1 protein-coding gene and 1 pseudogene are annotated in these 397 nt (G+C 50.9%); both read right to left on the reverse strand.

The features are described from left to right. A pseudogene (locus tag ACEWB7_RS18485) lies at window positions 1-123 on the reverse strand (phosphoribulokinase); the annotation flags it as partial. Window positions 124-174: 51 nt separating this feature from the next. Continuing rightward, window positions 175-397 (reverse strand): YheU family protein (locus tag ACEWB7_RS18490; RefSeq protein WP_411581159.1); only part of this gene is annotated, 223 nt, incomplete at its 5' end.

Below are 397 nucleotides of genomic sequence, written 5' to 3' on the forward strand. Positions count from 1 at the left end.
GCCTTCCACCTCGGCGGCATGCAGATTTAACTGCGCGAAAATTTTACGAAACGCGAGGCTGGTGGTGGTGGTCCCCGCGCCGCTTGACCCTGTTACTGCTATCACCGGATGTTTGGCTGACATGGCAACTCCATGATTGAGCTTTATTAATAATGTATTGTCGGCAAAGGCGTTTTATTCGCGAAACTGCTTTTTCGGCATAATATTGACCGTTTCATGTAATTCAGACCATACCAGCACGGCCTCGCCGGATTGCAGTTGGCGTTTTACGTCAGCGACTTTTTGTTCAAGCGAACGTTCATGTTCACCATAATCGGTGCCTTCGCGCAACACAAAGCTTTCGATCAGGTTGTCCAGCGTGTCGGGGGCGAGCCCCTGCCAGGGAATGATCATGATG

Source organism: Acinetobacter sp. NIOH-H-8 (assembly GCF_046635365.1).
GTDB lineage: Bacteria > Pseudomonadota > Gammaproteobacteria > Pseudomonadales > Moraxellaceae > Acinetobacter.